The sequence below is a fragment of the Arthrobacter sp. zg-Y750 genome, assembly GCF_020907365.1.
Lineage (GTDB): Bacteria > Actinomycetota > Actinomycetes > Actinomycetales > Micrococcaceae > Arthrobacter_B.
The window spans coordinates 310,047-336,250 of sequence record NZ_JAJJOC010000013.1 but is presented as its reverse complement, the minus strand read 5'-3'; the positions used below and the strand labels follow the sequence as shown (position 1 = coordinate 336,250).

The window sequence follows — 26,204 nt, the reverse complement described above, 5'->3', positions numbered from 1 at the left end:
CGTATGCCGCGCTCGAATTGGGTCCTTCTGGCCCCGGCTCTTGCGCTCGTCGCCGGAGTGCTCCTCCTACCTCTGGTCCAGAGCCTCTTCCGCAGCTTTGGCGCGCCCGACTTCACCCTTGCCAACTACGAAGCACTCTTCACGGACGGCGTTACGATGACCGTGCTCGGCAGGACAGCCGGGACGGCAGCCATGGTTACCGTTGTGACATTCCTCCTTGGATATCCCTACGCCTACCTCATGACCAGGGTCGGCCCGCGTTTCCGGGGAGTGCTGCTGGTAATTGTCCTTGTCCCGTTTTGGACATCCGTGATGGCCCGTAATTTCTCGTGGATTGTCCTGCTTCAGCGCGGGGGGCCGGTGCAGAACCTCTTCGACGCCCTGGGAGCCGACGACGTCGTGTTCTATGGGACCGTGGTGGGCGTCACGGTAGCCATGAGCCAGGTCCTGCTGCCGTTCATGGTGCTCCCGCTGTACAGCACCCTCGGTTCCATCGACCGCAAGTTGCTCCTGGCCGCGCAGGGCCTGGGTTCGTCTCCACTGGCGGCGTTCTGGAAGGTCTACTGGCCCCTCTCGCGCAGCGGGGTTGTTTCGGGACTGATCCTGGTCTTCACGCTAAGCCTCGGTTTCTATGTGACCCCGGCGCTCCTCGGCTCCCCGCAGCAGTCCCTCATCGCACAGCTCCTCGCTCAACGCACCACTCAGCTCCTCGACTTTGGCGGAGCCAGCGCCCTGGGGCTGCTCGTCCTGGTGGTCACGCTCGTGCTGGTCGTCTGGGCAAACCGGATCGGCGGCACGATCTCCGCGATCGGCGTCGTGGCCACCTCAAAGACAAAGGACACACCATGACCAGCCGGCAGCAGACGGAGAACGGCTACAAAAAGTCCCCTGTTCCACGCAGTAGCCGACGCCGGAACCGGGGGGTGGATCCGATACCCGTCTGGCTATGGATAGTCGGTGCCGGCGTGGCTCTCTTCCTCATCCTGCCCACCCTCGTGGTGATCCCCTCCAGCTTCTCCACGACTTCTGCCTTCAAGTTTCCCCCGGAGGGGTTCACGCTGCGGTGGTACACAAACTTCTTTACCAACCCCATCTGGCTCACATCGCTCGGCAATTCCTTTCTTGTGGCCGTTTCAGCGGCAGCCCTGGCCACAATAGTCGGCACAGCGGCTGCGGTGGGATTGAACCGGATGACCGGCAGGGCCGCATCCTTCCTTCGCACCCTCCTTATGGTGTCCATGGTGACCCCCTCGATCGTCATTGCGGTGGCCGTATACATCTCGTTCCTCAAATGGCATCTGACCGGCTCGCTACCCGGATACGTGCTGGCACATGCCGCCCTCGGTGTCCCCTTCGTGCTGGTCGCCGTCACCAGTGCACTTGGCGGTTTCGACCCACAGCTGCTGCGGGCCGCGGCCTCCCTGGGGGCCTCCCCGATACGTTCCTTCCTGACCGTCACCATGCCGCTCATCAGCCGCGGCATCCTCAGCGGTGCGGTCTTCGCTTTCGCTACGTCCTTCGACGAGGTGGTCATCGCATTGTTCCTGCGGTCGCCGACGTTCCAAACCCTGCCAGTGCAGATGTACAACAGCGTCACCTTTGAGCTCGATCCCACAATTTCCGCGGCATCGAGCCTCATCGTCGTCGCAGTTACCGTCCTTTTCCTGGTGCCGCAGCTCATGGGCAACCGCAAGAAGACCGATTAGGAGTACGCAGTGACCCTCTCAAATGAAAAATCAGTTCTCCACGGGAAGGCATCCCCGCGGACGGCCCGCCGGGGCACCCAAATCCGGTTGACCGGCGTGACAAAGGACTACGGACTGGCCGTCCCCGCCGTTGATGACATCTCCCTGACGATTGAACCGGGGGAGTTCATGACGTTCCTCGGACCAAGCGGATCCGGCAAGACCACAACGCTGAACCTCATTGCCGGATTCGATACTTTGTCCGGCGGGACAATCGCCCTCAACGGGACGGACGTAGGTTCACTTCCACCGCATAAGCGGAATCTGGGAATGCTGTTCCAGAACTACGCACTGTTCCCCCACATGACGGTTGCCCAGAACGTCGGTTACCCGCTCCGTGAGCGGAAGATGGCGAAAACCGATATTGCGCGGCGCGTGTCCGAAGTGCTCAACCTGGTGCAGCTGCCCGGGCGCGACGGAAATTACCCGGCACAGCTATCGGGAGGGCAGCAGCAGCGCGTTGCCCTCGCCCGGGCGATTGTCTTCCAGCCCGAGGCGTTGCTTCTCGATGAACCGTTGGGAGCGCTCGACCGGAATCTTCGGGGAACCCTCCAGGAAGAGATCCGGCGAATCCACCGAGAGGTGGGTTCCACCTTCGTATTCGTGACCCATGATCAGGAAGAGGCCATGAACCTCTCCGACCGGATTGCCCTGTTCAACAACGGCCGCATTGAGCAGGTAGGCACTCCGGAACAGCTATACCGTGAGCCTGAAACACTTTTCACTGCAACGTTCCTGGGCGATTCGAACGTGTTCGATCTGGGCGACAAAGGATTCGGGACGCACGCGGGCTGGGAAGACTGCCGGTGGACCGTGGACTCCTACACCGTTGCGGGGCATCCGGGCGTCCTTTCACATGCTGCCATTGTGGTCCGTCCTGAAGACCTCTTTATCGCCCGCGATCCCGTATCCGTGCCGCCCGGCGCGAATGCTGTCTCAGCCACTATTCAAGACCTCGAATACATGGGGTCCTATCGCGCCGCCCTGCTGCATCTCGGCGGAAACGGCCTTCGTGGCCGCGCGCGGATTGATGCATCCGAATCAACGTTGACTGTCGGCGACCAGGTCACCGCCTGGTGGCGCCCTGAGCGACAGCGTGTCGTTGCCGCCTAGCGGACCCCTGTCCGCACCGGTTCGTCGATCAGTTGTCCGCATGATGGGCGCCCCTGCACCCCTCTCGGATAAGTGTTTTCGGTGCCGCACTGGTTTCCCGGAGTTGCGGGTGCTACGGTCTCACTATCTTTCATCTGGTGAAACAAATATTCATATCCTGAACAATACCGGTCGCGGTTTTCGGCCACAAACCAAAGGAAAGTGACAATGATGTCCAGATCCAGATTTGTTTTCGCACCCGTCGTCAGCGTCATCGCCGTCACCGGACTTCTTGCGGGCTGCGCAAGCTCCTCAGGAGCGGCCGGCGAAGACGCAGCTGATGCACCCGTCCAGATCACCTACGTGGGTTACGGTGGCGACGGCCAGGCAGCCCAGATTGAAGCGTGGCAAAAGCCGTACACCTCCAGCCACTCCAACGTGACCTTCGTGAATACTTCCCCGCCCGATGTAGCGCAGGTGAAGGCGCAGGTGGAGGCCGGCGCCGTGCAGTGGGATGTCATGGCGGTGGCTCCGTACGCGGCGGAACAGAATTGCGGCACCCTGTTCGAGAAACTCGACCTGTCTTCCGTTGACCAGACAAACCTCGCCCCCGGAACCGTAGGGGAGTGTTACCTCGGCAACTGGATCAATGCCACGCCCATGGCCTATCGAACGGATGCTTTCCCGGCCGGCAAGGGGCCTGAAAGCATTGCCGACTTCTTCGACACAAAGGCCTTTCCGGGACAACGCGGCATGGTCACGAACCTGCAGAACGGTATCCTCGAGTACGCCCTTACGGCTGACGGGGTGAAACCCGACGCAATGTACCCGCTCGATGTGGACCGTGCATTGGAGAAGCTGGACACCATCCGGGACGTCACCACCTTCGCGCCCAACGTAGGCGCACTGCAGCAGGCCGTTAGCGCCGATCAGGTCGATATGTTCTTCCTTCCCGACTCGCGACTCGTTCCCCTCCTTAAGGAAAACGACGACATCACCATCGTCTGGGACGTCACTGTCACCTCACTGAACGCATTTGCCGTGCCGTTGGGCTCCAAGAAAAAAGCTGATGTGGAGGGCTTCCTGGCCAGCGTCGTGGAACCGGGCCCGGCTGCGCAGATTGCGGAATTGCTCGGGGTTGCACCCGTCAATACCGAGGCGAAGCCCAAACTTGATGAGTACACGTCCAAGGTTGAAGTAGGCGGAAAGGTGAACACCGGACAGACGATCCTCCAGGACGTGGATTGGTACGCCAAGAATTTCAACGAAGCATCCACCAAGGTCACTACGTGGCTGGCGGGATGAGACGGACCCCGGTTCGCTCCGGCCGGGGTTCCCTGACATGTTCTCCATTTGAACTATCCTTCTTGAATGGTGAACATGGAGGGCAGTGCCGAGACATCCGGTTACGACATTCAGGCAGTTTCCCGGGCAGCGCAGATCTGCGCTCTGTTCGGTCCCCACACGGTCGAGCTTACGGCCGTAGAGGTGGCAACGCGGCTCGAATTGAACAGAACGACCGCCTATCGGTACTGCATGGCGCTGGTGGCGGCTGGAATCCTGGAACGAAGCCCGCGGCGGGGAGCTTTCATCCTTGGCGGCCTGATGCTGCAACTTGGCATCCACGCGCTCAGCCGGCGACGGGTGGTTTCAATTGCACCGCCCTACCTGGCGGAACTGAGCGGCGCCGTCCGGATGACGGCCGTCCTCAGTCTCTGGGGGGTGGGCGGGCCTGTGGCCACCCTCGTGGAGGAAGACCGGAACCAAACGATCATCGTGACTGTCCGCCCCGGTTCGCTCCTGGAGACCACCGCAGCGCAAACCCAGGTGTTCCTTGCCTACCTCAAGGACCCGCATGCCGCCGCCTCGATCGCAGCGGGCCTGTCCGCTGCCCAGCGGGCAGAACTTGATGCGGCAATCTACAACGCCCGCCGACACGGCTACAGCATTGCCCACCATCCCGGGGGACTCTTCGGCGTCGCCGTCCCAGTCTTTGACGAATACGGTATCGCCGCCACGGTCGCGCTTCTCGGCGCCGACCGGACTGCAGACCTCAGTCCCGGCTCACCCATCCTCACCCGGCTCACGGGAACCGCGGCCGCACTCAGCGACGAACTGGGCGGCGGCCAAGAAGGACAACAGATTGCCGACCTACGATGAGCTCGCCTCCGCCGAGCCGCCGCAGTCGAGCTGGAACGTCTTCGGAAGGGACGATCAGCTCGGCACCATCAACTTTCTAACTCCTGAACGGATCGCATCAGCGGCCCGGCTGATCCGGTCCGGCCGCCGTTTCGGACTTGACCATCCCGTCACTGCCTTCGAGCCGTATCCGACCGGAACCCGCCGTCCGCTGCAGCACTCGGTGTTCTCCAACAACACATGGCATCGGGATGACTGGGTTGATTCGTTCTATTTGCAGTCCTCCTCCCAGATAGATGCGCTCCGCCACATTGGCCATCCCGAATACGGTTTCTACAACGGCCTGTCCGCGGAAGAGAATTCTGGCGATTCGGTACGGCTGGGCATCCACAATTGGGCCGCTTCCGGTATTGCCGGACGGGGAGTCCTGCTCGATGTTCCACGGTTTTTCGCCAAACGGAGCCTGTCCTACGATGCATCGTCAACGATCGCGATCGGCGCGGATCTTCTCGACGAAATAGCGGAGAGCCAGAACGTTTCCTGGCAGGGAGGGGACATACTGCTCCTGCGCACCGCTTGGGCCGAGGACTACCTCGCAAAGACCCCCGAACGCCGCCTCTCGGACCCGTGGCGGCAATCGCCCGGCCTCGCGCAACGCGAATCCACGCTCCGGTGGCTCTGGGACCACGAAATCGCGCTTGTCGCAGCGGACAACCTCGCCGTGGAAGCCGATCCCGTCATCGACTCCGACTTTCGGACTCCCGGGGACTCACCGCCGGCTATCGGCGTCGACCACAGCGGAATGTTGCATCGTCCGCTAATTGCCCTCCTTGGAATGGCATTGGGGGAGCTGTGGAAACTCGACGAACTTGCTGAGGACTGCGCGGCGGACGGGGTCTACGAATGTTTCGTCACCTGCAAGCCACTGAATATTCCCGGAGGTGTCGGGTCGCCGCCCAACGCCATGGCTTTCAAATAGGAGAACTATGAATCCCTCTCTGACCGGGACGCTCCGGCTGCCAGCCCACGTCCACTTCGGTTATGGCACGCGGGCCCAGTTGCCCGAGCTACTCAAGCTTCATGGCACCCGTGTGCTCGCCGTCGTAGATCCGTTTCTTCCGGCGACGAAGCTGTTCCGCACTCTGCTGGCCGAACTGCGCGGCAACGGCTTCGATGTCACCGTGTACAGCGACATCAGTGCTGAACTGCCTGCCACGTCACTGGACGCCGCGGGAACGATGGCGCGTTCCCTGGCCCCGGACGCCATCTTGGCTGTCGGAGGGGGCAGCACCCTGGATGCGGCGAAGCTCATTGGGCTGCTCGCCGCGCACGGCGGACCGCTCAGCGGTTACTACGGCGAGAATGCTGTCCCCGGACCAATCGTTCCCATAGTTGCGGTTCCAACGACCGCCGGGACCGGCTCGGAGGTCACTCCCGTCGCCGTCGTGTCCGACCCGGATCTGGCGCTGAAAGTCGGTATATCGAGTCCTTTCCTCATCCCGGTGGCTGCCGTCGTTGACCCTGAATTTACGTTCGGTGCACCCGCCGCAGTCACAGCCTTCTCCGGAATCGACGCGCTGGTGCATCTGGTCGAGTCTTTCACTGCAGCCACCCTCCCGCTGGATTGGTCTTCGGCCCTTCCGGTATTTACGGGCCGCAATATTTTTGCAGAGACACTTGCGATGCAGGGGATAGCGACACTCGGTACCTGGCTGCCCGTCGCTGTCGCCGATCCGGAGAACAGGGAAGCGCGGGAACAGGTCTCCCTCGGGGCCCTCCTCGGTGGAATATCGTTCGGATCCACCGGGACGCATCTCTCGCATGCTCTCCAATACCCCATAGGTGCCTTATCCAAGACCCCCCACGGACTGGGCACGGGTTTGCTCCTGCCCTATGTGCTCGATGCCTGCCGGACAGATCCGGAGACGATGCACCGGATAGCAGCCATCGGTACTGCGCTCGGGTCCAACGCGAGCTTGCCCGACCAGCGCGCATCCGACGCCGTTAAGGCGATTGTCGCCATCAATGAAGCCATCGGGGTTCCCCGCTCACTGCGTGAGATCGGGATTACCGAAGAACAGCTGCCGCACATCGCGCAGTTGGGGATGGCATCCCAGCGCCTTGTCGCCATCGCCCCCGCATCCGCGACGCCGGAGCTTCTCGTCGATATCCTCACCCGTGCCTTCGCCGGCACCCTCAGCAACGGGAGTCCCGCGTGACCTACCTGTCCGACCTGTTCATTGACGGCAACTGGCGGCCTGGCTCCTCAGGGGAGCGTTTCGACGTTATTGACCCGTCAAACCTTTCCACCATTGCGCGTTTCGCCGTCGCGACCGAGGAAGACTGTATGGCCGCTGTTGACGCGGCCGCCAAGGCACAGGAACCGTGGGCGGCGACCGCTCCCCGGACCCGCAGTGAACTGCTGCGCAGCGCCTACGAGGTCCTCACAGAAGAAGTGGAGATCTTCGCTGAGGTCATGGTGCGCGAAAATGGGAAGTCCTGGGCAGATGCCGTGGCGGAAGCAAACTACGCCAAGGAATTCTTCCGCTGGTTTTCCGAAGAAGCTGTCCGGATACCGGGGGATGACCGCCTGTCCCCGTCCGGGGATAAACGCATCCTGGTTGAGCGGCAACCTGTCGGAGTCTCCCTGCTGATCACCCCCTGGAACTTTCCGGCCGCAATGGCGACCCGGAAACTCGCGCCGGCACTTGCCGCAGGGTGCACCGCCATCCTCAAGCCCGCCCGGGAGACTCCGCTGACCGCCGCCTACATCGTCGAGGTGTTGCGCCGGGTGGGTGTGCCGCAAGGAGTCGTCAACCTCGTCACCCCGGTTCCTACAGGTCCCCTCGTCGCGAAAATGATTGCCCGCCCCGAAGTGCGCAAGCTTTCCTTCACAGGATCGACTGAGGTGGGCCGGGACCTGCTGCGCGAATGTGCCGGCAGCGTCGTAAGCGCGTCCATGGAGCTGGGCGGAAACGCTCCCGCCATCGTGCTGCCGGGGGCGGATCTGGACACAGCTGTTGAGGGCGCACTTCTCGCCAAGATGCGTAACGGCGGCTCCGCGTGCACCGCTGCGAACCGTTTCTACGTCCACTCCTCGCTCCACGATGCATTTATCTCAAGGTTCGCGGACTCTTTGACTGAGTACACAGCCGGTCCGGGAATGGAGCGGACCAACCGGTTGGGGGCGCTTGTATCCGTTGCGGAACGCGACAAAGTAGCGGCCCTGGTCACCTCGGCTGTGTCGGAGGGGGCAACCATCGTGCAGGGAGGGCACAGCCACACGGGTGGCGCGTTCTATGACGCGACCCTTCTTACCGGCGTCAAGCATGGGGCGCGCATCAACTCAACCGAGATCTTCGGGCCGGTAACCGCTGTTGTGGTGTACGACGACGTAGATGAGGCGATCCGGATGGCGAACGACACCGAGTACGGTCTCATGGCCTACGTCTTCGGAGAGGAACGGGAAGCCCTGTCCGTCGCACGGCAGCTCGAAGCCGGGATGGTTGCGGTCAACCGGGGAGTGGTGAGCGACCCGGCGGCACCGTTTGGCGGAGTGAAGCAGAGTGGGCTCGGACGGGAAGGAGGGTCAGAGGGAATCCTCGAGTTCCTGGAAGAAAAGTACATCGCGCTCACTGCCTGAGTTCCGGCGGATACGGAGCTGCAGCAGCGGGGCGCAGTTTCGTTCCCCTTCATGCTCTGACCCGCCGCCGGAATGTGACATGGGTGGTCCCGCTTGGTGCCGCTTCCGAGCTGACCTCGCAGTCCGCCTCCAGGCCCCGCAGATCGTCCCAGAGCCGTGTGCCGCGCCCAAGGATGATGGGGGCAATGCCAACGTGGAGGTCATCAACAAGACCGGCCCGGAGGAATTCGCGCACCGTCTCCGCACGCCCCCGATGCGTACGTCGCCGCCGCCGGCAGCTTCGATTGCAGTATCCAGGGCTTCCTGCGGTGACGCGCTGAGGAAGTGGAAGCTGGTGCCGCCGGCCATGTCCAGCGGCGGGCGGGCGGTGTGCGTCAGCACGAAAACAGGCACATGGAAGGGCGGATCCTCGCCCCACCAGCCTTGCCAGTCGGCGTCGTCGGGGTTCGCATGCAGGCCGAACATCCCGGCGCCCATGATTTCCGCGCCGATGTCTTCGAAGTAGCGCTGGGCATAACGGTCGTCGACGCCGGTGGTTCCCTCGCCGCTTCGGTCCTGCACCCGCTCCCGGAACGTCCTTGTGGCCACATAGGCGGCGGTGAGCCGCGCCCAGTCCGCACCGAACGGGTTCTCCGGAGTCTGGTCGGTGGTGGTGGCGAAACCGTCCAGCGAGATGTTGAGGTCGACTCGGACACGGGTCATGATCGGCTCCCGGTGGGGTGGGCGGAGGCTCCAACGCTAATTAGGGCATAATGCAGGTTCAATCCCCGCCGGCATTCTGTGAAGGTGAGTCCGGCATGCAGATGAAAGGACTTTCGCCATGACCGCCTCACCGACGGCGTTGGACATCAGCAAGGTGCTGTCCCACGCGCTGCGCCATGCCCCGGCAGAGTACGGCCTGAGCCTGGACGCGGAAGGATGGGCACCGGTCACCGAGGTGCTTGCTGCACTGCACCGGATGGGCCCGCAGTGGGAGTCCGTCGACGAGGCCATGCTGGATGAGGTGCTGGAAGCGGCTGTGAAGAAGCGGCACCAGATACGCGAGGGCAGGATACGGGCGGTGCACGGACATTCCGTCCCCGTGCAGCAGGTTTCCGATCCGGTCCAGCCCCCGGCCGTGCTTTTCCATGGAACGGCCCGCGCTGCTGCGGCCGCCATCCGGGAGTCCGGAATCCTCCCCATGCGGCGGCAGTACGTCCACCTGGCAGACACCGTGGAACAGGCGCGGGAAGTGGGGCGGCGCAAAGATGCGGAGCCGGTGATCCTGGCCATCGATACCGGCATCGCCGCGGCACAGGGAATCAGCTTCTACCGGTCCGATTCGGGCGTATGGCTCGCGGACGAGATCCCCGCTCCGGCGGTGCGGGAAAGCCCGTGAAAAACCCGGTGCCGATCCATGTGCGGGCAACCTGGGTGCCGCGCCAACGCCGGTCCCTGTTTTTCGGCGCAGCATATCTTTCCTACGACGTGCGCTATGCAAACGGCGAAGTGCAATCGGGCGTCAATATTGATGACGTGCTGCAAGGCGCCCGCTATCCGGCTGACTTCCATTCAACGGTAAACGGAGCCAGGGCTGTGGCAGGCAAAGGGATGCCGGGCCAATGGGTGGACTACCCGTACGGGCGCCCGCTTCCGGCCGGCAGCCTTCTTTTCTTGCCGGACGACATGTCCCGTTTTGCCTCGATCCTGAGAGTCATGGGCCTCGGCCCGTTGGCGCAGAAGTATGAAGCTCTTGCCTGGCAGCTTCGAACCGACACGTCCCCCGGCATGGTAGCCGAGGCAAGGGAGTGGGTTTCCGGCAGTTTTGGACGAGGCGTGGGCAGTCTTAGCGACCGTTATGTCTGCCGCGACGGAGCCTTTGATGAGGAGCTGAACGCCGAATACGAAACCCTCCTGCAAATCCTCACCGATTTCGCCAATGCGCAAACAGGGGAGGAGGGGCGCCCATGAGGGACGGGGGCATTGCAGACACCACGGACGGGGTCGAAGCTCCGGCAGCGAAGACGTAGATGAGCGCCGTCCCGGCCCCCATATAATTGGCACCATGGCAATTCTGCGCCTCGAGGGCGCCACCTCCGAACAACTGCCCGTCCCGTATCAGCTTGGACCCGCACTGTGAGCGGGGGACTCGTAGCCCTGCTGGATGACGTCGCTGCCCTGGCACGCATAGCCGCCGCCTCGGTGGATGACATCGCCGCCGGAGCAGCGAAAGCGGGAGCCAAGGCCGCCGGCGTCGTGATTGACGACGCCGCCGTGACCCCGCAATACGTGTCCGGCGCCGACCCGTCCCGCGAACTGCCAATGATCAAAAAGATCTTCTGGGGCTCGCTTCGCAACAAGCTCCTGTTCATCCTCCCGGCCCTGCTGCTGATCAGCGCCTTCATCCCCGGTGTGATCCCGTTCATCCTGATGCTCGGCGGCACGTACCTCTGCTACGAAGGTGCGGAGAAGGTATGGCACAAGTTCTTCGGCTCCCATGCCGCCGCAGAAAAAGACGCACCGGCGGTGGAGCGCGGACCCGACGCCGAGTCCAAGGTAGTCAAGGGCGCCATCACCACCGACTTCATCCTGTCCTGCGAAATCATGGTCATCGCCATGAACGAGGTGGGCGACGCGTCCATTTGGATCCGCGCGGTCATCCTTGTGTTTGTGGCCATTGCCATCACGATTCTCGTCTACGGAGCCGTCGGGCTGATCGTCAAGATGGACGACATCGGCCTGCACCTGGCCCAAAAGGACTCGGCAAGCTCACAGCGCCTGGGCGGACTGCTGGTCCGCGGCATGCCCCACGTGCTGGCTGTCATTACTTTTGTGGGAACCATTGCCATGCTCTGGGTGGGTGGCCACATCATGCTGGTGGGGGCAGCCGACCTCGGCTGGCACGCGCCGTATGACTTGGTCCACACGCTGGAGCACCCCGTCGCCGGCCTTGCGGTGGTGGGCGGCATCCTGGGGTGGCTCGTGAACACGCTGTGCTCGGCCATCGTCGGACTGGTTTGGGGCCTGGTTGTCATGGCCGTGGCGCACCCGCTGAAAAAGGTCCTGCCCTTCGGTAAGAAGGATGGCAAGAAGGACGGACATGAGGACGGTGACGCCCGGGCCGCCGCAGCCGGGCACAGCCCGGAGAAACCCGAAGCCGACTCCGCCAGCTAACCACCCGCGGACGTGCGGGGATTGGGACCTAGATCCCGATCTCCGCACTTTCCAGCAGTGCGACGGCGTCGGGCTGGCCTTCGTACATGACCAGCGCGTGCCGGGTACGGCCGTGGGCGTGCATCAGCAGTTCCCCCGGTTCGCCCACGATGGCCACGGAGACCGGTGCGCGCTTGGCCACATGCCGGGGTCCGTCCGGACGGACCAGCACAATGCCCAGGTCCACACCTCGGTACAGGATGGCGGCACGCTTGATCAGTTCGGCCCAGAGCGCGTCCGAGTACTCGCTGTCCAGGGCGCGCGGCGCCCAGCGGTCCGAGGCGCGGCGGACGTCTTCGGTGTGCACAAAGTACTCACTGAGGTTCGCGCTGTTGTCCACCGCCTTCAGGTGCATGGGGGAGTACGCGGGCGGGCCGGAACGGAACCGGCGGACCAGCTTGGCGTAGCTTTCCGTGGTGGACGCCTTTTCGGCAACTTCGGCCAGGGCTTTATCCGCACGGCCGGCCAGGGGCTTGACGAAGAGGCCCACGGCCGAACTGAGTTTGTGCTCGCGCAGGTACAGGTGCGCGGCCAGTTCCTTGGTCTGCCACCCCTTGCAGAGCGTGGGCGCATGGGGACCCGCCGCAAGCAAGGTCTCGGCGAGGACTTCACGGGACGGTTCTACGTAATGCATCACTGCTGAAACTAGCATGGAACGCCCGAAACCGGCGGCGAAGCGGCGGGTTGCCGCGGGTTGGGCGGCAAGATAATGCGTGGCACTAGAATTGGGACGATGCCATCCTCACCTTTCCCCCAGAACCAGCAGCCCTCGGACCTCGCTCCGGAGCTGCGTGCGGCCCTCAAGCGCGACGCCGCCGGGCTGGTTGCCGCCGTCGTCCAGCAGTACGACACGAACGAGGTCCTGATGCTGGGCTGGATGGACGAGGAAGCCCTGCACCGCACGCTGACCACCGGCCGGGTGACCTTCTGGTCCCGCTCCCGGCAGGAATACTGGCGCAAGGGAGACACCTCCGGCCATGCCCAGTGGGTTAAGTCCGTGGCGCTGGACTGCGACGGCGACGCGCTGCTGGTCCGCGTGGACCAGGTTGGAGCGGCCTGCCACACCGGTACCCGCACCTGCTTTGACGGCCGGGAGCTGGACGCCGTCGTCGGCTCCCGCTGAGAATTCCGCCCGCAAACACGCGGCCGCAAACACCCGCCGCACCCGACCCGACAGGGGAGAAGCAGAAGAACATGCAGGATCTTGGAGCCATCCGTCCCGGCCTGGAGGAATTCCGGGCCCTGGCGGCCGACCGCCGGGTCATTCCCGTACGCCTGACAGTGCTGGCGGACGCGCACACCCCCATCGGCATCTACCGCAAGCTCACCAACGGTGAACCCGGCACCTTCCTGATGGAATCCGCTGCCTCCGGCGGCGTCTGGTCCCGCTACTCCTTCATCGGCGCCCGGTCCCGGGCTACCCTCACCACGCTGGACGGCCAGGCGCACTGGCTCGGCGAGCCGCCGGCGGGTGTTCCGGTGGACGGGAGCCCGGTGGAAGCGCTGGCCCGCACCGTGGAACTGCTGGCCACCGAACGGTTCGAGGAACTGCCGCCGTTCACGTCCGGGATGGTGGGTTTTGTCGGCTGGGAAACGGTACGGCACTGGGAAAAGCTTCCCAACCCGCCTGCCGATGACCTGGGCCTGCCCGATATTGCCATGAACCTGGTTTCCGACATGGCCATCCATGACAACAGCGACGGCACCGTCACGCTGGTTGCCAACGCCATCAACTTCGACGGAACCGATGACCGCGTGGATGAGGCCTGGCACGACGCCGTGTCCCGCCTGCGTTCCATGCTCACGCGCCTGGCTGCGCCCACGCCGCAGGCCGTGTCCGTGCTGCCCGAGGCCGGCATCAACTCCGAAAACCTCACCGCCGACGTCAAGGAAAGCTGGCCCAAGCCGGACTACACCCGCGCCGTACAGCGCGGGAAACAGGCCATTGTGGACGGCGAAGTGTTCCAGGTGGTCATCTCCCGCCGTTTCGAAGCCGAATGCCGGGCCGAGGCGCTGGACGTCTACCGGGTGCTGCGCACCACCAACCCCAGCCCGTACATGTACCTGTTCAACTTCGAGGACGCCCACGGCAGCCCGTTCAACGTGGTCGGTTCCTCGCCGGAGGCACTGGTCACCGTCACCGGCCGCGACGTCATTACGCACCCCATCGCCGGGTCCCGCCCGCGCGGCAAAACGCAGGAGCTGGACCGTGAACTGGCTGCGGAACTGCTCGAAGACGAGAAGGAACGCGCCGAACACCTGATGCTGGTGGACCTGGCCCGCAACGACCTGTCCAAGGTCTGCCGGCCCGGCAGCATCGACGTCACCCAGTTCATGGAGGTGGAGCGGTTCAGCCACATCATGCACCTGGTCTCCACCGTCGTCGGGCGGCTCGCGGATGCCTCCACCGCCTACGACGTACTCGCCGCGACCTTCCCCGCCGGGACTCTTTCCGGTGCCCCGAAACCGCGCGCCCTGCGCCTGCTCGATGAGGTGGAACCGCACCGCCGCGGCATTTACGGCGGGGTGGTGGGCTACCTCGACTTCGCCGGGGACATGGACATGGCCATCGCCATCCGCTCCGCCCTGCTGCGCGACGGCAAAGCGTATGTCCAGGCCGGCGGCGGAATCGTGGCCGACTCCGACCTCGAGGCCGAAGCCCAGGAAACCGTCAACAAGGCAGCCGCACCCCTGCGCGCCGCCCTGATAGCCGCATCGCTGCAGACCGTAGCAGCCCCGGAAACCCCCCTCCAGGAAGCAGAGAAGTGAGCACCACCGACCCCGCAGCACCCCGCACCGCACCGCGCTGGCAGCGCAAGGGCACCGTCATCATGGGCGCCGTCCTGCTGGCAGCCCTGGCTTTCGGGACCACCACCCGCACCTGGCTGAACGTGGCCCTGCCGGCCACCACCGTGGCGACCCCCGACGTCGCGGTCTCCGGGTCCGACGCCGCGACCGCCGTCACGGCCTTCGCCGTGGTGGGTGTGGCAGCAGCGCTGGCCGCCGCCATCGCGGGCCGGATAGGACGCTGGATCACCGCCGTCATCCTGGTGGTTGCCGGGGTAGGCGTGGCAGCAGCCAGCTACCGGATCATCAGCGATCCGCTGCAGGGAGCCGCCGGGGCCATCGGCAAGGCCATCGGCGTCACCTCCGCCCAAGGGACCGAGGTGGAACTGACCGCCATGCCGTACGCCGCCCTGGTGATCGGCATCCTGATGGCCCTCTCCGGCATCTGGCTCGCCCTGGCCGGACGGCACTGGACCACCTCGCGCCGCTACGCTGCGGCACCGGCTGCGGCGGCAGGCACGGACGACGCCGGCAGCATCGCGGAACCAGGCACCCCGGGATCAGGTACGCCGGAGATCGGCAGCAAGGCAGCCCAAAAGCAGGCAGCTGCGGAGAACAGCGCCGAACCGATGGATGAAATCGACGGTTGGGACCGGCTCACCCGGGGCGAAGACCCCACTGATAAGTAGCCCGATAAGTAGCCCGCTAAGCAGCTTCCCGGGCCTCACCGGCCAGACAGACCAAACAAGTTACGCCGGACACCGGCGCAATATGTGAAAGGGTTTCCGCCCAGTAATGGCAGAATGGAAACCAGATTCGTTAAGAGGAGATTCAGCATGAGCACAAACGCCACCGACCAGCACCTTGACGCCGGCCAGGAAAACGAAGGCGAAACCCACGCCAACATCCATGACGAGACCATTGGCCACGGCAACACCCCCGCTGCCTGGACCTGCGTCCTGATCATGATCGTGGGCGCCGCGGTTTCGTCCGTCGCCTACGTTATGGCCAGCTACATCGGCTTCTTCGCCGGCATCGCAGTTATGCTCGTAGGCCTGCTCGTGGGCTTCATCATGCGCAAGGCAGGCTACGGCGTCAACGGTTCGAAGCTGAAGAACAGCAGCCACTAAGTGAGCGTTCTCGACGACATCATTGCCGGCGTTCGGGAGGACCTCTCCGAACGCCGGCAAAGTGTCCCGTTCGAGGAGCTCCGCGAACAGGCACTGGGCGCCCCGGCAGCACTGGACGCGTACGCTGCCCTGGGCGGCACCGCCTCCCCGCGCAGCGAGCTGCGCGTGATTGCCGAGGTTAAGCGCAGCAGCCCCTCCAAGGGCGCCCTGGCCGACATCGCCGATCCCGCCGCCCTCGCCGCAGCCTACGAGCGCGGCGGAGCGGCCGTGATCAGCGTGCTCACCGAGCAGCGCCGGTTCCGGGGATCGCTGGCAGACCTGGACGCCGTCCGCGCAGCTGTGGGCATTCCCGTGCTGCGCAAGGACTTCACCGTTGACGAATACCAGATCTGGGAAGCCCGCGCCCACGGCGCGGACCTGGTCCTGCTGATTGTCGCCGCGCTGGACGATTCCCAGCTGCGCGCCTTCCTGGATCTCACCCATGAACTGGGCATGAACGCCCTCGTGGAAACGCACACCCCGGAGGAAGTCGACCGGGCCGTGGCACTGGGTGCCCGCCTCGTCGGCATCAACGTCCGCAACCTCAAGACCCTGGACGTAGACCGTGCCGTCTTCGCCCCGCTGGCCGCCGGTATTCCGGCCGGACCCGTAGTGATTGCCGAGTCCGGTGTACGCGACGCCGCCGACGTCGAGCATTATGCCGCCAATGGAGCCAATGCCGTGTTGGTGGGCGAGGCCCTGGTGAAGCATGCCTCACCGGCCGAAACCATCGGTGAATTCACCGCGACCGGTGCCAAGGCCATTGCCGCCCGCAGTTGGCGCACCCCCGGTGAAAGCTGACCCATAGCACCACATCCCCTCTGCTCGGGCCGCCACGGTCCGGGCTCAAGCAGGACAGGACACCACCCAATGATCGGGAAGTCGGAACAGGCACAGGCAGCCGGTGCTGCCGCAGAAACCGGAACCGGAAGCGTCACTGAGGCCTTCCTCAACGGGGGAGTTTCCTCCCTGCGCCACGCCTCCGGTCCGTACTTCGGCGAATACGGCGGCCGATGGATGCCCGAATCCCTGATTGCTGCCCTGGACGAGCTGGAAGACACCTTCGAGAAGGCCAAGGCCGATCCGGAGTTCCGCGCCCAGATCGCGGACCTGAACAAGAACTACTCCGGCCGCCCGTCCCTGCTCACCGAGGCCAAGCGCTTCTCCCAGCACGCCGGGGGAGTGCGGATCTTCCTCAAGCGCGAAGACCTCAACCACACCGGCTCGCACAAGATCAACAACGTGCTCGGCCAGGCCCTGCTCGCCAAGCGAATGGGCAAGACCCGCGTTATTGCCGAAACCGGCGCCGGCCAGCACGGCGTGGCCAGTGCCACCGCGGCTGCCCTGCTCGGGCTGGAGTGCGTGGTCTACATGGGCGCGGAGGACACCCGCCGCCAGGCCCTTAACGTGGCCCGCATGGAACTGCTCGGCGCCAAGGTCATCCCCGTAACCAACGGCTCCCAGACGTTGAAGGACGCCATCAACGAAGCCCTGCGGGACTGGGTGGCCAACGTGGACAACACCCACTACCTGCTGGGCACCGCTGCCGGCGCGCACCCGTTCCCGGCCATGGTCCGGTACTTCCACGAAGTGATCGGCGAGGAAGCCCGCGCCCAGATGCTGGAGCAGGCAGGACGCCTGCCGGACGCCGTCTGCGCCTGCATCGGCGGCGGCTCCAACGCCATCGGCATCTTCCACGGCTTCCTGGATGACCCGGAAGTGAAGATCTACGGCTTCGAGGCAGGCGGCGACGGCGTCGAAACCGGCCGGCACGCAGCCACCATCACGCTGGGCCGCCCGGGTGTGCTGCACGGCGCCCGCTCCTACCTGATGCAGGATGAGGACGGCCAGACCACTGAGTCGCATTCGATCTCTGCCGGCCTGGACTACCCGGGTGTGGGACCTGAGCACGCCTACCTGCACGATATTGGCCGGGTCAGCTACGAACCGATCACCGATGCCGAGGCCATGGAGGCCTTCCAGCTGCTCTGCCGCACCGAAGGCATCATCCCCGCCATCGAGTCCGCGCACGCCCTGGCCGGCGCCATCAAGGTGGGCCAGCGCCTGGCCGCCGAGGCCGGCTCCGACGGAAATGTTTCCGAGAAGATTGTGCTGGTCAACCTCTCCGGCCGCGGCGACAAGGACGTGGCCACCGCCGCCGAATGGTTCAACCTGCTGGACAACGAGTCAGCCGAAGCCGAAATCGGCAAAGAAGGGGAACAGCTTTGAGCACCGAGGTACAGCAGAGCAAGGCCGCCGCCGCAATTGACCGGGCGGCAGCTGACGGCCGCGCAGCGCTGATCGGTTACCTGCCCGCCGGCTATCCCAGCGTCCAGGAAACCATCAACGCGGGCATTGCCTTGGCCGAGAACGGTGCCGACCTCATTGAAATCGGCATCCCGTACTCCGATCCGGTCATGGACGGGCACGTGATCCAGGCCGCGACAACCCAGGCCCTGGCCCAGGGATTCCGCGTGGCGCAGGTGTTCGACGTCGTCGCCGGCATCACCGCGGCCACCGACGCCGCCGTGCTGGTGATGACCTACTGGAACCCCGTGGTCCGGATGGGCGTGGACGAGTTCTCCCGCCGCCTGGCCGAAGCCGGGGGAGCAGGGCTCATCACACCGGACCTGGTCCCGGATGAAGCCATTGAATGGTTCGAAGCCTCGGACAAGTACGGACTGGACCGTGTGTTCCTCGTGGCGCCGTCCTCCACGCCGGCCCGGATGAAGAGCACCGTTGCCGCCAGCCGCGGGTTTGTCTACGCGGTGTCCATCATGGGCGTCACCGGCGCCCGGGACAGCGTCAGCGACGCCGCGCAGGACGTGGTCAGCGCGGCCCGTGCCGCCGGTGCCGAACGGGTGTGCGTGGGCCTGGGCGTATCCCGCGCCGAACATGTCCGCGAGATCGGCGCCTACGCCGACGGCGTTATTGTGGGCACGGCCCTGGTGGCCGCCCTGCGTGACGGCGGCGCCGACGCCGTCGCAGACCTGACCCGTGAGCTCAGTACCGGTACCCCGAAGGGCAACGCATGAACCTGATCCTGGTGCCCGCGAGCATCCCCAGCCCTTCGGCCGAATTCGCCAGCTTCTCCCTGGGGCCGCTGACCATCCACGCGTACGCCCTGTGCATCCTCGCCGGCATCGTGTTGGCGCTGTGGCTTACTTCCCGGCGCTGGAAGGACCGCGGCCTGCCCGCGGACGCCGTCTGGGACATTTCCATCTGGGCCATTCCCTTCGGCATCATCGGCGGCCGGCTCTACCATGTCATTTCATCCCCGGATGCCTACTTCGGCGCTGACGGCGACCTGGCCCTGATCCCGCAGATCTGGCGGGGCGGGCTGGGCATCTGGGGCGCCGTGGCGCTGGGCGCAGTGGGCGCCTGGATCGGCTGCCGCCGGGCCGGGATCAAGCTCTCCACCTTCGCCGACGTCGGCGCGCCGGGCCTGCTGCTGGCGCAGGCGGTGGGCCGCTGGGGCAACTGGTTCAACCAGGAACTCTTCGGATCCGAAACCGACCTGCCCTGGGGCCTGGAAATCGACCCGGACAACGCCAACTTCCCTGCGGACGCGGCACCGGGAACCCTGTTCCACCCGACCTTCCTTTATGAGTCGCTGTGGAACCTGGCCGGAGTAGCCCTGCTGCTGGTTTTGGACCGCCGGTTCAAGCTGCGCGGGGGCCGCCTCTTCTGGCTCTACGTTGCGTTCTACACCGTGGGCCGGCTGTGGATTGAGCTGCTGCGCATTGACGACGCCGAAATGATCACGATTCTCGGCGTCACACAACGGCTCAATGTTTGGACCAGCCTGCTGCTGCTGATTGCTGCACTGGCAATGTTCGTTTACCTGACTTTCAAGGCCCGCAAGGGCAAGGAAGGTTCGCTTTACCTGCCCGGGCACGAGCCTTCCCCGGAAACCGAAAGTGCCGCGGCGGATAACAAGAAAGAAACAGAAGGCCGCAATGCGGATTCGGCGTCATCGGATGCCCGGGCGCGTGCTAATCTCGCAGAGACAAAAACCGAGGAGCCCCTTCCTCACCGGTCCAAGGACAACGGACCTTCCGCCTGAGAATCCCGGGTTACCCTCCCGGTACTGCAGGCGGTAAGCCACATGGACGTGGCGCCACACGGCTGCAGCACCGGGAGACCCATCCGGAAAAGCGCCGGCATGCGGTACCCCCGACTCCCAGCGAAACCGGAGCAATTTCCGGGTTCGCGGGGCAGTAGCGAGCCGTAGACTCTATAAACGCCGCGGAGCGTCCCCTCAGTGGATTCCGCCGTGGGGCCAGCGCTGTCCCCTCCCGACGCTCTAATAAGGGGGAAGGACTCACTTCTTATGACTGATTCCCTGTATGGTTTTTCCGGCTCCGGTTCTGCCGAATCCGTTGTCTCACCCTTCACCCGGTTTGCCGCGCTCCCTGGAGACGCCGGGTTGTACCGCGCCGGCAACGAAAAGGACGCCTGCGGCCTGGCGGTTATCGCCACCCTGCGCGGTGAGCCCACGCACGGGATTGTCGACGCCGCCCTCACCGCCCTGCGTAACCTCGAACACCGCGGCGCCGTGGGCGCCGATGAAGGCACCGGCGACGGCGCCGGACTGCTGACCCAGGTTCCCGACGAGTTCTTCCGTGCCGTGGTGGACTTCGAGCTGCCCGCCGCGGGAGGCTACGCCGTCGGCACCGCCTTCCTGCCCACCGAAGACCGCGAGCAGGACACTGCCCGCGCCGGTGTGGAAGCCATTGCCGAGTCCGAGGGCCTGCAGGTGCTGGGATGGCGCGAGGTACCCATTGTCGCGGACCTGGTGGGCGCCATGTCCCGGGCCTGCATGCCGTACTTTGTCCAGGTCTTCCTGGCACCCGCCGAGGGGACGGGGGCTTCGGACCTGGATGCCCGCGCCTTCCGCGTTCGCAAGCGTGCGCAGAACAAGTTCGGCGTGTACTTCCCTTCGCTGTCCTCTCGGACCATGGTCTACAAGGGCATGGTCACCACCGCGCAGCTGGAACCCTTCTTCCCGGACCTCTCCGACCCGCGCTTCAAGACGAAGCTGGGCATTGTCCACTCCCGCTTCTCCACCAACACCTTCCCGTCCTGGCCGCTGGCCCAGCCGTTCCGCACCATTGCCCACAACGGGGAAATCAACACCGTTAAGGGCAACCGCAACTGGATGCGGGCCCGGCAGTCGCAGATGAAGAACCCGCTGTTGGGGGAGACCCCCGAAGAGCTGTTCCCCATCTGCACCCCCGGCGCGTCCGACTCCGCGTCCTTCGACGAGGTGGCCGAACTGCTGATGCTCTCCGGCCGGCCCATCACGCACGCGATCATGATGATGATCCCCGAGGCCTGGGAAAACCACGCCACCATGGATCCGGCCCGCCGCGCCTTCTACCAGTACCACTCCATGCTCATGGAACCGTGGGACGGCCCCGCGGCAGTGTCCTTCACCGACGGCACGCAGGTGGGCGCGGTACTGGACCGCAACGGCCTGCGTCCGGCCCGCTACTGGGTCACTGATGACGGCCTGGTGGTCCTGGCCTCCGAGGTGGGCGTGGTGGACATTGATCCGGCCAAGGTGGTCCGCAAGGGCCGCGTCTCCCCGGGCAAAATGTTCCTGGTGGACACCGCCGAGGGCCGGCTGATCGAGGACGAGGAAATCAAGTCCGAAATCGCCGCCGCCAACCCGTGGGCGGAATGGGTCCGCGAGAACCAGGTCCGGCTGGAGGAACTGCCCGAACGTGAGCACGTGCTGCACACCAAGGCCTCGATCAACCGCCGTCAGCGGACCTTCGGCTACACCCAGGAGGAACTGCGGATCCTGCTGGGCCCGATGGCCCGCACCGGCGCCGAACCGCTGGGTGCCATGGGTTCCGACACCCCCATTGCGGTGCTCTCCAAGCGGCCCCGGCTGCTCTTCGACTACTTTGTGCAGTCCTTTGCCCAGGTGACCAACCCGCCGCTGGACGCCATCCGCGAGGAACTGGTCACCTCCATGCAGGCCTCCATCGGCCCCAACGGCAACCTGCTGTCCCTGAAGCAGGTGAAGACCAGCCAGATCGCGCTGAAGTTCCCGGTCATCAACAATGACGAGCTCGCCAAGATCGCCAACCAGACCGATGACGACGGCGACCGGATCGCCTTGAAGGTCCGCGGGCTCTACCGGCCCGAAGGCGGCGAAGCCGAACTGCGGGCCCGGCTGCGCGAAATCAGCGAAAAGGTCTCCGGGGCGATCAACCGCGGGGTGCAGTACATTGTGCTGTCCGACCGCGACTCCAACGCCCAATGGGCGCCCATCCCGTCCCTGCTGCTGCTCTCCGCCGTGCACCACCACCTGCTCAAGAGCGCCAACCGCACCAAGATTTCCCTGCTGGTCGAAGCCGGCGACGTCCGCGAGGTCCACCACGTGGCCGCGCTCATCGGCTACGGCGCCTCTGCGGTGAACCCGTACCTGGCCATGGAAAGCTGCGAGGAACTGGTCCGCAACGGCGACATCACCGGTGTCACCCCGGACGAGGCGGTCACCAACCTCATCAAGGGCCTGGGCAAGGGCGTCCTGAAGATCATGTCCAAAATGGGCATTTCCACCGTCGCTTCCTACTGCGGTGCCCAGACCTTCGAAGCCCTGGGCCTGGGACAGGAACTCGTGGACGAGTTCTTCCACGGCACCCAAACCCAGCTAGGCGGCGTCGGCCTGGACGTCATTGCCGCCGAAACCGCCGCACGGCACGCCGACGCCTACCCCAGCGACGGCGTGGAGGAACCGCACCGCGCCCTGGACAACGGCGGGGAATACCAGTGGCGCCGGGAAGGCCCGCCGCACCTGTTCAACCCCGAAACCGTCTTCCGCCTCCAGCACGCCACCCGGGAACGCCGCTACGACGTGTTCAAGGCGTACACCAGCGGCGTCAACGACCAGTCGAAGAACCTGATGACCCTGCGCGGGCTGCTGGACTTCCGGCTTGGGGACCGGCCGGCCGTGCCGCTGGACGAGGTGGAGCCCGTCTCCAGCATCGTTCGGCGTTTCTCCACGGGCGCCATGAGCTACGGGTCCATTTCCCAGGAAGCCCATGAAACCCTCGCCATTGCGATGAACCGGCTGGGCGCCAAATCCAACACCGGCGAGGGCGGGGAAGACCCGGAACGCCTGCTGGATCCCGAGCGCAACTCGGCCATCAAACAGGTTGCCTCCGGCCGGTTCGGCGTCACCAGCCTGTACCTGACCAACGCCCAGGACATCCAGATCAAGATGGCCCAGGGCGCCAAGCCCGGCGAGGGCGGCCAGCTGATGGCGCAGAAGGTCTACCCGTGGGTGGCCCGCACCCGGCACTCCACACCCGGCGTCGGGCTGATCTCCCCGCCGCCGCACCACGACATCTACTCCATCGAGGACCTCGCGCAGCTGATCTATGACCTGAAGCGGTCCAACCCCAGTGCCCGGGTGCACGTAAAGCTGGTTTCCGAAGCCGGCATCGGCACCGTGGCGGCCGGCGTGACCAAGGCCAAGGCCGACGTCGTACTGGTTTCCGGGCACGACGGCGGCACCGGCGCCTCGCCGCTGAACTCCCTCAAGCACGCCGGCGCCCCCTGGGAACTCGGCCTGGCCGAAACCCAGCAGACCCTGATGCTCAACGGGCTGCGGGACCGCGTGGTGGTGCAGGTGGACGGGCAGCTGAAGACCGGACGCGACGTCGTTATTGCCGCACTGCTGGGCGGCGAGGAATTCGGCTTCGCCACCGCCCCGCTGGTGGTTTCCGGCTGCGTCATGATGCGCGTATGCCACCTGGACACCTGCCCCGTGGGCGTAGCCACGCAGAACCCCGAACTGCGCAGCCGCTTCACCGGCAAGCCCGAGTTTGTGGTGAACTTCTTCGAGTTCATTGCCGAGGAAATCCGCGAAATCCTCGCCGAACTGGGCTTCCGCAGCCTGGAGGAGGCCATTGGCCGCACCGAGCTGCTGGACACCGCGGCAGCCATCGACCACTGGAAGGCCGACGGACTGGACCTGGAACCGATCCTGCGCGGCCCGGAAGTGGATCCGGGGGCGCCGCTGCGCAACATGGTCCCGCAGAACCACGAACTGGACCTGCACTTCGACAACAAGCTGATCGAAATGAGCGCCGACGCCCTGAAGAACCGGGCGCCGGTGCGGATTGCGCTGGACGTGGTGAACACGGACCGTTCGGTGGGCACCATGCTCGGGCACACCGTCACCAAGACCTTCGGTACGGAAACCCTGGCGAGGGACACCATCGACGTAACCCTGACCGGGCAGGCCGGACAGTCCCTGGGCGCGTTCCTGCCGGCCGGGATCACCCTGCGCCTGCTGGGCGATTCCAATGACTATGTGGGCAAGGGCCTCTCCGGCGGGCGGATCATTGTCCGCCCCGAGCGGGGCAACGTGTTTGCCGCGGAGCGCAACGTGATTGCCGGCAACGTGATCGGCTACGGTGCCACCAGCGGCGAAATGTTCCTCAGCGGACAGGTGGGCGAACGCTTTATGGTCCGCAACTCCGGGGCCACCGCCGTCGTCGAAGGCATTGGTGACCACGGCTGCGAATACATGACCGGCGGCCAGACCCTCATCCTGGGCCCGACCGGCCGGAACTTCGGTGCCGGCATGTCCGGCGGCACCGCCTTTGTGGTGGACCTGGACCCGGCGCGCGTGAACAAGGAGTCGCTGGAACGCGGCGAGCTGCGGCTCGAAGCTCCGGACGCCGAAGACATCGACATTGTCCGGGCACTGCTGATCCGCCACCTGGAGGAGACCGGGTCCGATCTGGCCCGGAAACTGCTGGAAAACTTCGAGGACACGGTGTCCCGCATAACCAAGGTGCTGCCGCGTGACTACGCAGCAGTGCTCGGCGCCCGCGCCTCCGCCGCCGAAGCGGGACTCGATCCCGACGGCGCCGAGGCCTGGACTCAGATTTTGGAGGTTACCGGTGGCTGACCCACGCGGATTCTTGAAGGTACGCGATCGCGTTACCCAGCCCCGGCGCCCCGTGCCGGTGCGGATCATGGACTACAAGGAAGTCTATGAGGCGCAGGAAAAGGGTGTGCTGCGGGCCCAGGCCGGGCGCTGCATGGACTGCGGCATTCCGTTCTGCCACCAGGGCTGCCCGCTGGGCAACCTCATCCCGGAATGGAATGACCTGATGTGGCGGGGCAAGGGCGCCGAGGCCATTGAACGGCTCCACGCGACCAACAACTTCCCGGAGTTCACCGGACGGTTGTGCCCGGCACCATGCGAGGCGTCCTGCGTGCTCGGCATCAACCAGCCGGCGGTCACCATCAAGCAGGTGGAAGTCTCTATTATCGACGAAGCCTGGGGCGAGGGGTGGGTGACCCCGCACCCGCCGGAGCGGTTGACGGACCGTACCATCGCCGTCGTTGGTTCCGGTCCCGCCGGGCTGGCCGCCGCCCAGCAGCTGACCCGCGCCGGGCACACCGTGGCCGTGTACGAACGGGATGACCGGATTGGCGGGTTGCTGCGCTACGGCATCCCGGACTTCAAGATGGAGAAAATCCAGGTGGACCGCCGCCTGGAGCAGATGCGCGCCGAAGGCACCCGGTTCCGCACCGGCGTCGAAGTAGGCAAGGACATCAGCTGGGAGCAGCTGCGCCGCCGCTACGACGCCGTGGTTATTGCCACCGGCGCCACCGTACCGCGGGACCTGCCCATCCCCGGGCGGGAACTGTCCGGCGTACATTTCGCCATGGACTACCTGGTGCAGTCCAACAAGGCCGTGGCCGGGGACAAGGTGAAGAACCAGATTGATGCCCGCGGCAAGCACGTGGTGATCCTGGGCGGCGGCGATACCGGTGCGGACTGCCTCGGCACTGCCCACCGGCAGCAGGCCGCCTCGGTAACCACCCTGGCGATCGGCCAGCAGCCGCCGGCGGAGCGGGCCGCGCACCAGCCGTGGCCGATGTTCCCCACGCTGTTCGAGATGGCCAGTGCCCACGAAGAAGGCGGCGAACGCACGTACCTGGCGTCCACCGTGGAGTTTGTGGGGGAGAGCGGGAAACTGACCGGGGTGAAGGTGGCTGAAACCGAGTTTGTGGACGGCCGGCGCGTGCCCAAGGCGGGCACCGAGCGGATCATTCCCGCGGACCTGGTGTTCCTGTCCCTGGGCTTCACCGGTCCGGAGCCGGCAGGACTGGCCGAGCAGGTATCCGCGGAGTTTGATGACCGAGGCAACGTGGTCCGCGACGGCTACTACATGACCGGCACCCCCGGAGTATTTGCCGCCGGCGACGCCGGACGCGGGCAGTCCCTGATTGTATGGGCCATCGCCGAGGGGCGTGCCGCAGCGGCCGCCGTCGACCAGTGGCTGATGGGCAGCACCCGGCTGCCGGCACCCGTGGCACCCACGGACCGGGCGATCACCGTGTTGTAGGACTTCCTTGGATACGCAGCAGGCGCCGGCACAGTCCGGCGCCTGCTGC

General features: G+C 65.2%; 22 protein-coding genes and 1 pseudogene. 21 read left to right on the top strand and 2 right to left on the bottom strand.

The features are described from left to right. Positions 1-3 precede the first annotated feature (3 nt). The 8 genes from LOC57_RS09380 to LOC57_RS09345 all read left to right on the top strand — a co-directional run bounded on the left by LOC57_RS09380 (position 4) and on the right by LOC57_RS09345 (position 8,619). On the top strand, positions 4-849 hold the full coding sequence (locus LOC57_RS09380) for an ABC transporter permease (protein WP_227911143.1): 846 nt from the start codon (positions 4-6) through the stop codon (positions 847-849). Next, positions 846-1,706 carry an ABC transporter permease gene (locus tag LOC57_RS09375; protein ID WP_229959317.1) on the top strand — a complete coding sequence of 287 codons (861 nt, stop codon included), beginning with the start codon at positions 846-848 and terminating at the stop codon, positions 1,704-1,706. Before LOC57_RS09380 ends, LOC57_RS09375 begins: the two co-directional genes overlap by 4 nt. Before the next feature lie 96 nt (positions 1,707-1,802). Continuing rightward, on the top strand, positions 1,803-2,858 hold the full coding sequence (locus tag LOC57_RS09370; RefSeq protein WP_229959315.1) for an ABC transporter ATP-binding protein: 1,056 nt from the start codon (positions 1,803-1,805) through the stop codon (positions 2,856-2,858). Between the two features lie 210 nt (positions 2,859-3,068). Further along, on the top strand, positions 3,069-4,142 hold the full coding sequence (locus LOC57_RS09365) for an extracellular solute-binding protein (protein WP_229959313.1): 1,074 nt from the start codon (positions 3,069-3,071) through the stop codon (positions 4,140-4,142). Positions 4,143-4,208: 66 nt separating this feature from the next. Continuing rightward, positions 4,209-4,997 carry an IclR family transcriptional regulator gene (locus LOC57_RS09360; RefSeq protein WP_229959311.1) on the top strand — a complete coding sequence of 263 codons (789 nt, stop codon included), beginning with the start codon at positions 4,209-4,211 and terminating at the stop codon, positions 4,995-4,997. Continuing rightward, positions 4,981-5,955, top strand: a complete 975-nt coding sequence (locus LOC57_RS09355) for a cyclase family protein (protein WP_229959309.1) — start codon at positions 4,981-4,983, stop codon at positions 5,953-5,955. The genes LOC57_RS09360 and LOC57_RS09355 overlap by 17 nt, the downstream gene beginning before the upstream one ends. Positions 5,956-5,962: 7 nt before the next feature. Further along, a complete protein-coding gene (locus tag LOC57_RS09350) occupies positions 5,963-7,195 on the top strand; it encodes an iron-containing alcohol dehydrogenase (RefSeq protein ID WP_229959307.1) in 1,233 nt (410 codons plus the stop codon). Continuing rightward, a complete protein-coding gene (locus LOC57_RS09345) occupies positions 7,192-8,619 on the top strand; it encodes an NAD-dependent succinate-semialdehyde dehydrogenase (protein WP_229959306.1) in 1,428 nt (475 codons plus the stop codon). The genes LOC57_RS09350 and LOC57_RS09345 overlap by 4 nt, the downstream gene beginning before the upstream one ends. Positions 8,620-8,668: 49 nt before the next feature. On the opposite strand, the pseudogene LOC57_RS09340 reads toward LOC57_RS09345, so the two are convergent. After that, positions 8,669-9,321, bottom strand: a pseudogene (locus LOC57_RS09340) (dihydrofolate reductase family protein). A gap of 118 nt (positions 9,322-9,439) precedes the next feature. On the opposite strand from LOC57_RS09340, the gene LOC57_RS09335 reads away from it, so the two are divergent. The 3 genes from LOC57_RS09335 to LOC57_RS09325 all read left to right on the top strand — a co-directional run bounded on the left by LOC57_RS09335 (position 9,440) and on the right by LOC57_RS09325 (position 11,772). Next, a complete protein-coding gene (locus LOC57_RS09335; RefSeq protein WP_229959304.1) occupies positions 9,440-9,997 on the top strand; it encodes an RNA 2'-phosphotransferase in 558 nt (185 codons plus the stop codon). Beyond that, positions 9,994-10,569, top strand: coding sequence for a hypothetical protein (locus LOC57_RS09330; protein WP_229959302.1), 576 nt, complete (start codon positions 9,994-9,996; stop codon positions 10,567-10,569). The genes LOC57_RS09335 and LOC57_RS09330 overlap by 4 nt, the downstream gene beginning before the upstream one ends. A 165-nt stretch (positions 10,570-10,734) precedes the next feature. Then, positions 10,735-11,772 (top strand): DUF808 domain-containing protein, encoded by a 1,038-nt coding sequence (locus LOC57_RS09325; protein WP_229959300.1) that lies wholly within the window; start codon positions 10,735-10,737, stop codon positions 11,770-11,772. 28 nt (positions 11,773-11,800) lie between these two features. Here LOC57_RS09325 and LOC57_RS09320 read toward each other — a convergent pair whose 3' ends face one another. Continuing rightward, complete coding sequence (locus tag LOC57_RS09320; protein ID WP_227911155.1) at positions 11,801-12,445, bottom strand: TIGR03085 family metal-binding protein; 645 nt, start codon at positions 12,443-12,445, stop codon at positions 11,801-11,803. Positions 12,446-12,544: 99 nt separating this feature from the next. On the opposite strand from LOC57_RS09320, the gene hisI reads away from it, so the two are divergent. From hisI to LOC57_RS09270, 10 genes are all read left to right on the top strand, one after another. Beyond that, a complete protein-coding gene (gene hisI, locus LOC57_RS09315; RefSeq protein WP_227911156.1) occupies positions 12,545-12,934 on the top strand; it encodes a phosphoribosyl-AMP cyclohydrolase in 390 nt (129 codons plus the stop codon). Between the two features lie 71 nt (positions 12,935-13,005). Beyond that, on the top strand, positions 13,006-14,580 hold the full coding sequence (locus tag LOC57_RS09310; protein ID WP_229959299.1) for an anthranilate synthase component I: 1,575 nt from the start codon (positions 13,006-13,008) through the stop codon (positions 14,578-14,580). Continuing rightward, on the top strand, positions 14,577-15,287 hold the full coding sequence (locus tag LOC57_RS09305; RefSeq protein WP_229959297.1) for a Trp biosynthesis-associated membrane protein: 711 nt from the start codon (positions 14,577-14,579) through the stop codon (positions 15,285-15,287). The genes LOC57_RS09310 and LOC57_RS09305 overlap by 4 nt, the downstream gene beginning before the upstream one ends. A 147-nt stretch (positions 15,288-15,434) precedes the next feature. Next, positions 15,435-15,728 (top strand): HGxxPAAW family protein, encoded by a 294-nt coding sequence (locus tag LOC57_RS09300; RefSeq protein WP_227911159.1) that lies wholly within the window; start codon positions 15,435-15,437, stop codon positions 15,726-15,728. Further along, positions 15,729-16,568, top strand: a complete 840-nt coding sequence (trpC, locus tag LOC57_RS09295) for an indole-3-glycerol phosphate synthase TrpC (protein WP_229959295.1) — start codon at positions 15,729-15,731, stop codon at positions 16,566-16,568. A gap of 69 nt (positions 16,569-16,637) precedes the next feature. Further along, entirely contained in the window at positions 16,638-17,996 is a 1,359-nt protein-coding gene (gene trpB / locus LOC57_RS09290) for a tryptophan synthase subunit beta (protein WP_227911161.1), read from the top strand. Then, positions 17,993-18,802 (top strand): tryptophan synthase subunit alpha, encoded by an 810-nt coding sequence (gene trpA / locus LOC57_RS09285; RefSeq protein ID WP_229959294.1) that lies wholly within the window; start codon positions 17,993-17,995, stop codon positions 18,800-18,802. Before trpB ends, trpA begins: the two co-directional genes overlap by 4 nt. Continuing rightward, the gene (gene lgt / locus LOC57_RS09280) at positions 18,799-19,833 is read left to right on the top strand and encodes a prolipoprotein diacylglyceryl transferase (RefSeq protein WP_229959293.1); all 1,035 of its coding nucleotides are present in this window, start codon (positions 18,799-18,801) and stop codon (positions 19,831-19,833) included. The genes trpA and lgt overlap by 4 nt, the downstream gene beginning before the upstream one ends. Positions 19,834-20,100: 267 nt before the next feature. Further along, complete coding sequence (gene gltB / locus LOC57_RS09275; protein ID WP_229959292.1) at positions 20,101-24,705, top strand: glutamate synthase large subunit; 4,605 nt, start codon at positions 20,101-20,103, stop codon at positions 24,703-24,705. Then, positions 24,698-26,155, top strand: coding sequence for a glutamate synthase subunit beta (locus LOC57_RS09270; protein ID WP_229959291.1), 1,458 nt, complete (start codon positions 24,698-24,700; stop codon positions 26,153-26,155). Before gltB ends, LOC57_RS09270 begins: the two co-directional genes overlap by 8 nt. Positions 26,156-26,204: the final 49 nt, after the last annotated feature.

Coding starts and splice junctions, on each gene's coding strand:
- hisI (WP_227911156.1), top strand. CDS start 12,545: ATGCCATCCTCACCTTTCCCCCAGAACCAGCAGCCCTCGGACCTCGCT.
- LOC57_RS09360 (WP_229959311.1), top strand. CDS start 4,209: ATGGTGAACATGGAGGGCAGTGCCGAGACATCCGGTTACGACATTCAG.
- trpB (WP_227911161.1), top strand. CDS start 16,638: ATGATCGGGAAGTCGGAACAGGCACAGGCAGCCGGTGCTGCCGCAGAA.
- LOC57_RS09310 (WP_229959299.1), top strand. CDS start 13,006: ATGCAGGATCTTGGAGCCATCCGTCCCGGCCTGGAGGAATTCCGGGCC.
- LOC57_RS09380 (WP_227911143.1), top strand. CDS start 4: ATGCCGCGCTCGAATTGGGTCCTTCTGGCCCCGGCTCTTGCGCTCGTC.
- LOC57_RS09335 (WP_229959304.1), top strand. CDS start 9,440: ATGACCGCCTCACCGACGGCGTTGGACATCAGCAAGGTGCTGTCCCAC.
- LOC57_RS09350 (WP_229959307.1), top strand. CDS start 5,963: ATGAATCCCTCTCTGACCGGGACGCTCCGGCTGCCAGCCCACGTCCAC.
- LOC57_RS09375 (WP_229959317.1), top strand. CDS start 846: ATGACCAGCCGGCAGCAGACGGAGAACGGCTACAAAAAGTCCCCTGTT.
- LOC57_RS09320 (WP_227911155.1), bottom strand. CDS start 12,445: ATGCATTACGTAGAACCGTCCCGTGAAGTCCTCGCCGAGACCTTGCTT.
- LOC57_RS09300 (WP_227911159.1), top strand. CDS start 15,435: ATGAGCACAAACGCCACCGACCAGCACCTTGACGCCGGCCAGGAAAAC.
- lgt (WP_229959293.1), top strand. CDS start 18,799: ATGAACCTGATCCTGGTGCCCGCGAGCATCCCCAGCCCTTCGGCCGAA.
- gltB (WP_229959292.1), top strand. CDS start 20,101: ATGACTGATTCCCTGTATGGTTTTTCCGGCTCCGGTTCTGCCGAATCC.
- LOC57_RS09365 (WP_229959313.1), top strand. CDS start 3,069: ATGTCCAGATCCAGATTTGTTTTCGCACCCGTCGTCAGCGTCATCGCC.